The 7,441-nt window shown below is 43.3% G+C and carries 7 protein-coding genes; 5 read left to right on the forward strand and 2 right to left on the reverse strand.

The window, feature by feature from the left end:
- Positions 1-350 precede the first annotated feature (350 nt).
- Positions 351-1,742: a pre-peptidase C-terminal domain-containing protein gene (locus NO992_RS13920; protein WP_371378071.1), complete on the forward strand. Its 1,392-nt coding sequence runs from the start codon at positions 351-353 to the stop codon at positions 1,740-1,742.
- A 261-nt stretch (positions 1,743-2,003) separates the two neighbouring features.
- Complete coding sequence (locus tag NO992_RS13925; protein WP_371378073.1) at positions 2,004-2,459, forward strand: GNAT family N-acetyltransferase; 456 nt, start codon at positions 2,004-2,006, stop codon at positions 2,457-2,459.
- Positions 2,460-2,514: 55 nt separating this feature from the next.
- On the opposite strand, the gene mnmC is transcribed toward NO992_RS13925, so the two are convergent.
- Positions 2,515-4,500: a bifunctional tRNA (5-methylaminomethyl-2-thiouridine)(34)-methyltransferase MnmD/FAD-dependent 5-carboxymethylaminomethyl-2-thiouridine(34) oxidoreductase MnmC gene (gene mnmC / locus NO992_RS13930; protein WP_371378077.1), complete on the reverse strand. Its 1,986-nt coding sequence runs from the start codon at positions 4,498-4,500 to the stop codon at positions 2,515-2,517.
- A 176-nt stretch (positions 4,501-4,676) separates the two neighbouring features.
- Here mnmC and fabB point away from each other — a divergent pair, with 176 nt between their 5' ends.
- Positions 4,677-5,891 (forward strand): beta-ketoacyl-ACP synthase I, encoded by a 1,215-nt coding sequence (gene fabB / locus NO992_RS13935; protein WP_010379118.1) that lies wholly within the window; start codon positions 4,677-4,679, stop codon positions 5,889-5,891.
- A gap of 82 nt (positions 5,892-5,973) precedes the next feature.
- On the opposite strand, the gene smpB is transcribed toward fabB, so the two are convergent.
- Positions 5,974-6,456: an SsrA-binding protein SmpB gene (gene smpB / locus NO992_RS13940; RefSeq protein WP_010379116.1), complete on the reverse strand. Its 483-nt coding sequence runs from the start codon at positions 6,454-6,456 to the stop codon at positions 5,974-5,976.
- A gap of 141 nt (positions 6,457-6,597) precedes the next feature.
- Between smpB and NO992_RS13945 the strand changes: the two genes are divergently transcribed.
- Positions 6,598-7,032 carry a type II toxin-antitoxin system RatA family toxin gene (locus NO992_RS13945; RefSeq protein WP_010379115.1) on the forward strand — a complete coding sequence of 145 codons (435 nt, stop codon included), beginning with the start codon at positions 6,598-6,600 and terminating at the stop codon, positions 7,030-7,032.
- The gene (locus NO992_RS13950; protein ID WP_010379113.1) at positions 7,032-7,367 is read left to right on the forward strand and encodes an RnfH family protein; all 336 of its coding nucleotides are present in this window, start codon (positions 7,032-7,034) and stop codon (positions 7,365-7,367) included. The genes NO992_RS13945 and NO992_RS13950 overlap by 1 nt, the downstream gene beginning before the upstream one ends.
- Positions 7,368-7,441 lie beyond the last annotated feature (74 nt).

A 7,441-nucleotide genomic window follows, 5' to 3' on the forward strand; every position in this document is an offset into this window, starting at 1 on the left:
CCCTAACGCTAATTGCGTTTAGGTTTTTCAAAAAACCAAATTAATAATACCAGTTGTATTAAGTAAATGATCTATCTTGAAGCGGGGAAATAGCTTTAGTAGCAAGGCAAAAATTTTGCTATTTAGTTGTTCTAAATGAGAAATTTTTAACGAAGCTAATATGCTATTTCACCCTTCAAATTGATTAGAGAATTAATTCAATTGGTATAAGGCTCACTTCTGCGCTTTTGGCCATCGTCATCTGTGTATAAGTCGCCGTGGGCGCTTAGTGCAAAATACGGTGTGCGTCAGCGTAACTTTGCAATGCAACGGTACGGAACATAGAAATATATATCATTCAGGTAAATACTATGAAAAACAATAACATTCTATTTGTATCACTAGCTGCTCTAATGCTTGTTACAAGCCATAGCTATGCTTGCTCAACTACTGAAACTGAATCTAACGACAGCGAAGGTAATGCCAATAGTGGAGTGTGTAATAACACGACAATTAGCGGCGAGTTATCCAGAGGTGATATCGACTGGTTTACTTTTGATGTGGCGGCACCAGGTTCGATAGATATCTCGCTAGACCATAGCTCTGGTGATGATTTTGACTGGTTCTTATATCAAGAAACAGGCTCAGCTGTTGTCAGTAGGGAAACGAGTCAAATACCAGAAACGGGGAGCTTTTATGCTGAGACTGCAGGTACCTATTATATAAAGCTAACGCGATATAGTGGCTCTGGTTGGTATGATTTGATTGTGAATTTTGTCCAAGGTGAAACTCCTCCGCCGCCAACTGGAGAGTGTAATTACGGTATTCGTCCGTCAAAACCTGGGGCATTAAAGGCTTATCTTGCTGGAAATAGCTCAGACACTTGCAACACGCTCACACCGGATAACGGTGCCACGCTCTTAATGGGCGGGGGAACCGATGTTGATAATGCCTTTAGCCAAAGAGTAGCTCCTCATATTGGTAATGGTGCTGATGTGGTGGTACTGCGTACTTCTGGCACGGACGCGTACAATGATTACTTACTTGGTCTAATGGCCGCTGATTCAGTTGAGACGTTAATTATTGATTCTGTTAGTAAGGCTAATGACCCTTATGTTGATTGGGCTATTCGCAGTGCCGAGTTTGTCTGGTTTGCTGGAGGCGATCAGTCTGATTATCTAAATAAATGGCAAGGAACTTCTGTCCAAAGCGCGGTGCAGCACGTTTTTGATAAGGGAGGTGTTGTTGGTGGTACATCAGCTGGAATGGCGTTACTGGCCGACAGTATTTACGATCCTGATGGTGTGCTCGGTGCTATCTCCAGTGAAGTAGTAACCGATTTTTGTCACGAAACACTGAATTTTAGTAGTCGGTTTGTTTCTATCCCCATGCTAGACAATGCGCTAACTGAGACGCACTTTGCTGAGCGTGACAGAATGGGACGTGCAGCCGTATCTTTAGCTCGCCACAGTAGTAACTATTTTAATATTGCAGCGAGTGAAGCAACATCAATTTTCATCAATAGCGAAGGCGAAGGGATCGTGGATGGCAGCGCTGAAGTTTATATTCTCAAAGAAACAGCACAAACTAAAAGAACAGCACTCGCTTGCGGTCAAGCAGTACAATATCAAGACTTTTTGCGAGTTAAAGTGTTGCCGGGGCAGAGTTACAACATCTACACTCATACACATAGTAGCAGTGAACTCGCGGTTTCCATTAACGGAAACTTGAGTAACTTTTATTTACCCAATAACCCGTATTAAGCGGCTAAATACAATTACTTTTCTGACTTAATATTAGCCAAAACCCAAAACCCAAAACCCAAAACCCAAAACCTATGTCGGTATTGGGTTTTATATCCAGAGTAAAAGTACCGTGCTAGGGTCGGATGATATTTTTGATCTATGCATTTTAGTCAGTTCATTTCTAATTCCAAGTTCAGATGAAATCGTAATTTTGTCTGTTTAACTTTGTGCACTATTGCTGTAAGTTACGCCGACTAATTCTGAGTAAAGGTCGGTATTTTGGAAATTCGTCAAGTAGTGGGTTCATTAACGCAAGTCTATTTTAATTTGGTGCAAGCATATGAAGCTGAGTTTTCAGTGTTGACGGAAAAATTACCAGATAGTAACGGTTTATTTCAGTTAGATACGCCAATAGACGAACAGCACCTTGGCTACTTGGCTTATGAAAATGGCCACCCGGTTGGCTTTATCAATATTTTTAAAGCGCAAAACACCTTTGAGGTGTGTGAGTTTTATATCGTGCCAGCAGCGAGAAAACGTAAACTCGGTTCTTCGTTTATGTTCAAAATATGGCAAATGTATCCAGGGCATTGGCAAGTCAAACAAATTCAAGGGGCAGATCACGCGATCAAATTTTGGCGCAAAGCATTGACGTTAAACGGTATTGACTACAGCGAATCTCAATATCAAGACGACTATTGGGGTGTCGTAAATAGACAGTCCTTTACCGTGTAATGGGTGTATATCGATTAAGGCATAATATTTAGGTGATGTTATGCCTTAGCCATTATTAGATTTTACTTCTAATTAAATCCCTGACGAGCAATCTGGCTGGGTGAATTGCCTGATGTACTCGTTCGCTTAAAGGCCTTGCTTCGCCAAGTAGAGTTGCAACTAAGTGCTCAGTAGCAAGTGGAGCGCTGCACAGTCCTCGTGCGCCAAAACCGGTAACAATATGAATACCTTGATAGGGTAGTGCTGGATTTCCAAAACCGTAGTGTTTTCCCTTTCTTAAATTAGCAAACGCCGAGCAAAACTCATCGTTATGCTGGACTTGACCAAGCATCGGCAAATGATCGTTAAAACAGCAACGTACAGCGGCTTTTGCCGAGGTAATCTCGCCAAGACTCGCAGCTAAATCCGTGTCTTTGTAAAAGCGTTCAAGCTGGGCACGGTTAACTGCATCATCTTCGGCTTTCACCTCTCGGCTTTTGCTATTTTTTTCAAATGTCGCACCCATACAATGTTGTCCATCCATTGCGGGAGTAAAGTATCCTTTATGGCAAAGTACGGTATTGAGTTTTTGTGATTCTTCTCCAGCATCAATATGAGAGACCTGACCGCGAACGCCGTGTATAGGAATATGTTTGGTTTGCTCGAATCGGTCAGAGTGCTCCCCGCCACAGACAAAAACATCTGAAAACGGCCCAAACGTATTATCTTCACTGTGTAACAGCCAGCCGCACTCAGTTTTTTCAAGCTTTTGTATATCAGTATTAAAATGAGTCGAAACCGCTTTGAATGCGTGAGCTGCATCAAACACTGCTTGTGTTACCTCTGCCGGGTTTAGCCAGCCAGCCCCTGGAATATAAAGTCCACCGTAGGGCAGTGTGGTATTTGCTATGACTGAAGCCTGCTTGGCATCAACGGCATGAATTAAGTCATGCGGCCAAGTTGCTTTTTCAGCTAAGTTTTGATGCTGCGCTTGTTTGGCTTCACTAACGGACTGCAAGAGTACGCCACACCAATCGTGTGCGAAGTGGTAGCCCGCATTTGCAATATGCTGATAAAGGCGCTTTGCATATAAAAAGCTGTGGGCGTATAGCTCGCTCGAGGGGGTGTGATCTGCTTGCAGGTTTGGATATAGCGCGCCTTGACGATTGTGAGAAGCACCTTTGGCTAACGTGTCGTCTTGACAAAAAAGTGTTGCGCCAAGATCACGTTTACTAAGGTGATACAACAAACAACTTGAGGCAATACCGCCGCCAATAATTGCGATACTCTCTAGCTTACGCGGTGTGGTGCTGTAATACGCTGGAGTATTGGAGTTTTTATTGGCACGGCTCAGCGTTCCGACCACCATTTCGCGTTTGCGACCAAACCCTTTGACTTTTTTGCACGCAAAGCCGGCGTCTTGTAGTCCCCTGCGGACAAAACCCGCTGCGGTAAATGTTGCCAAAGTAGCGCTATCTCGGCTCATATTGGCCATGGCATCAAATAAGCTTTGTTGCCACATATCTGGGTTTTTACTCGGAGCAAAGCCATCTAAAAACCACGCATCTACAAATCCGGTTTGTTCAAAACTTAGTTGTGGTAAGTTATCGTGAATATCACCAAACCATAAATCTAAGGTCACTTGACCATCATCAAACTCTAGGCGATGGCACCCTTCAAGGGCCATCGGGTATTGTTGGCAAAGTTTTTCGGCGAGTGGGGCAAGCGTAGGCCAAGCTTGTAGCGCTTTAACTAAGTCATCAATATGGATTGGATATTTCTCAAATGAGACAAAGTGGAGTTGGTTAACACATGCGTCTTTGCTACGCTGGTTGAAGTGATACCAAGCGTTGAGAAAGTTTAATCCAGTACCAAAACCAGTTTCTGCGATGACAAATCGGTCTTTGCCATGATTTTGTAACCGCTCGTCGATATGGTTCTGAGTATAAAAGACGTAATGTGACTCAGCTAACCCATCATCGTTGGAAAAATAGACATCGTCAAAACTATCGGCAACAGGGGTACCAGCATCGTTGAAGTGTATTTGAGCGTTTTTTATCATGAAAGACTCTATGTTCGACTATTTGGGAACTATTTTACTGTCTTTCGACTCAATAGTCTGGTTGCATTTTTAGTTATTTAGGTTCAGAGTACATGTGTACGCTGGAAAGCTGACCACTTGGCGCTAAAATTCAGCGTATACTACGCATAATTTGTAATATCGAAGGGAATAAACCCATGAGAAGAGCCGTTATTACGGGGATCGGTGTTGTTTCGAGCATCGGCAACAACAAGCAAGAAGTTTTAGAGTCATTAAAAGCAGGTAAGAGCGGTATTGCTTTTAACCAAGAATTTGCAGACTACAACCTACGTAGCCAAGTGTCTGGTAAAATAGATATCGACGTAAAATCTCTCGTTGACCGTAAGGCACATCGCTTTATGGGGGACGCGGCAGCGTTTTCTTATATCTCGATGGCGCAAGCAATTGAAGATTCAGGGCTATCAGAAGAGCAAGTATCAAACGAACGTACAGGCCTTATCGTAGGTTCTGGTGGTGGTTCGTCTAAATACCAAGTTGAAGCCGCTGATATTCTGCGCGAAAAAGGCGTAAAGCGTGTAGGACCTTATATGGTTCCACGTACCATGGCAAGCACGACTTCTGCGTGTTTGGCAACACCATTTAAAATTAAAGGTGTGAACTACTCAATCAGCTCTGCATGTGCAACATCAGCACACTGTATTGGCAATGCAGTTGAACAAATTCAACTAGGCAAGCAAGATGTTATTTTTGCTGGTGGCGGTGAAGAGCTTCACTGGACATTGGCGATGGAATTCGATGCCATGGGGGCGTTGTCAACCAAGTACAATGAAACGCCTGAGCGCGCATCACGTACGTACGATGCAAATCGTGATGGTTTCGTCATCTCTGGCGGTGGCGGTATTGTGGTAGTTGAAGAGCTAGAACACGCACTTGCTCGCGGCGCGCACATTTATGCTGAAATCGTTGGCTATGGTGCGACATCAGATGGTTACGACATGGTAGCGCCATCAGGTGAAGGTGCTGTACGTTGTATGAAACAAGCGATGCAAGGTCTTGACGCACCGATTGACTACCTAAACACGCACGGTACTTCAACACCCGTTGGTGACGTGAAAGAGTTAGGCGCTATTCAAGAATTGTTTGGCGATAATTCTCCGGCTATTAGTGCAACTAAAGCGATGACAGGCCACGCACTCGGTGCGGCTGGCGTGCATGAAGCGATTTACTCTTTGCTGATGCTAGATAATGACTTTATCGCACCATCAATTAACATTGATGAACTAGATGAGCAAGCACAAGGCTTAGACATTGTAACTGAGCGCCGCGATGGGCCGCTTAACACAGTGATGTCAAACAGCTTTGGCTTTGGTGGTACTAACGCAACACTTGTGATGCAAAAGTACAAAGGTTAAGCGCTTTACACTTAACTTTATATCAAACACAAAAAAGCAGGCTAAGCCTGCTTTTTTCGTTCTGTTCGTATATTAAAATAAATTAACGTACATTGTGTTTCATCAAACGTTCTTTATCACGTGACCAGTCACGATCTTTAATATCAGCACGTTTATCGTGTTGCTTTTTACCCTTCGCAAGATAGAACTCGAGTTTTACCCAGCACTTTTTCCAGTACATTGCTGTGGCAATCAGAGAATAACCATCACGCTCGGTTGCACCGATAAGACGTGAGATTTCACGTTTATTTAGTAGCAGTTTACGATAACGAAGCGGATCGCATATCACATGTGTAGAGGCACTATTTAGCGGCTGAATTTGACTGGCCAACAAATAGGCTTCGCCGTTTTTGATATGGATGTAAGTATCTGAGATATTGACTTTACCGGCGCGGATACTTTTTACTTCCCAGCCTTGTAATTCGATACCTGCTTCGAACTTTTCATGTAGTGAATACTCATGACGCGCTTTTTTATTTAGCGCTATGGTATTGCTATTTGATTTACTTGAATTTTTCTTTGCCATAATGGCTTAGTCTACCTATAAATCCTGTTTTAAGACAGCGCTTTTTCATTAATGTGTCGTATTTTTACTTAGTCAGTGGCTGCAAACAAGATAAATCTGCAAAACCTTGGTAAAATCCTCGTATTAAGATTTGGAGTGTCTATGCCACAGATAGAAAAAAGTGCTTTGGTGATGTATAGCACCAAGGAAATGTTTGAATTAGTCAATGATGTTGACGCCTATCCCGCATTTCTACCTCATTGCTCAGATGCAAAAGTTATCAGCAGTGATGATGAAGGGATGACCGCGAGTCTAGAAATTTCGAAAGCCGGCCTAAAAAAGTGGTTTACCACAAAAAATGAATTTGACGGCAATCGAGTAAAAATGTGCCTAGTAGATGGACCATTTAAGTCTTTAAATGGTTATTGGGAATTTACCGCGCTTGATGAACAGGCTTGTAAGGTGAGTTTAAAATTAGAGTTTGAGTTCGCGAGCAAATTAATTGAGATGGCGTTTGGTAAACTATTCAATGAAGTGGCCAAGAATATGGTGTCTGCGTTTACCCAGCGAGCCAAAGTTGTTTACGGAGCGAGATGATGATAAAGGTTGAAGTGGTATTTGCATTGCCAGACAGCGCGACGTCATTGTCGGTTGATGTGCCTGAGGGGACGTCTGCTGAGCAAGCAGTACTACAGTCAGGGATTTTAGAAAAATGCCCAGAGATAGATGCGAATGATTTGACGCTCGGGATCTGGAACCGCACGGTAAAATTACAGCAAGTCGTCAGTGATGGTGACAGAATCGAAATCTATCGTCCGTTAATTGCTGACCCGAAAGAAGCGCGCAGGCGCCGTGCGGAAAAAGCAAAAGAAGAAGGTCGTGCAAGCAAAGTTACCGGTGGGCGACCTGTCTCTTTAGGAGATAAGGAATAATTAACCTGATGTAATGGTCTCCTCCCACACTCGGCATCGGTGTGCCATGATTGAATTGCAAACAATCAAAATGG

It is taken from the genome of Pseudoalteromonas sp. DY56-GL79, assembly GCF_041414765.1.
GTDB classification, from domain to species: Bacteria; Pseudomonadota; Gammaproteobacteria; order Enterobacterales; family Alteromonadaceae; genus Pseudoalteromonas; species Pseudoalteromonas piscicida.

Bases quoted from the DNA above. Each gene is read 5' to 3' on its own strand.
- NO992_RS13920 (WP_371378071.1), top strand. From the start codon at position 351: ATGAAAAACAATAACATTCTATTTGTATCACTAGCTGCTCTAATGCTT.
- mnmC (WP_371378077.1), bottom strand. From the start codon at position 4,500: ATGATAAAAAACGCTCAAATACACTTCAACGATGCTGGTACCCCTGTT.
- fabB (WP_010379118.1), top strand. From the start codon at position 4,677: ATGAGAAGAGCCGTTATTACGGGGATCGGTGTTGTTTCGAGCATCGGC.
- smpB (WP_010379116.1), bottom strand. From the start codon at position 6,456: ATGGCAAAGAAAAATTCAAGTAAATCAAATAGCAATACCATAGCGCTA.
- NO992_RS13945 (WP_010379115.1), top strand. From the start codon at position 6,598: ATGCCACAGATAGAAAAAAGTGCTTTGGTGATGTATAGCACCAAGGAA.
- NO992_RS13950 (WP_010379113.1), top strand. From the start codon at position 7,032: ATGATAAAGGTTGAAGTGGTATTTGCATTGCCAGACAGCGCGACGTCA.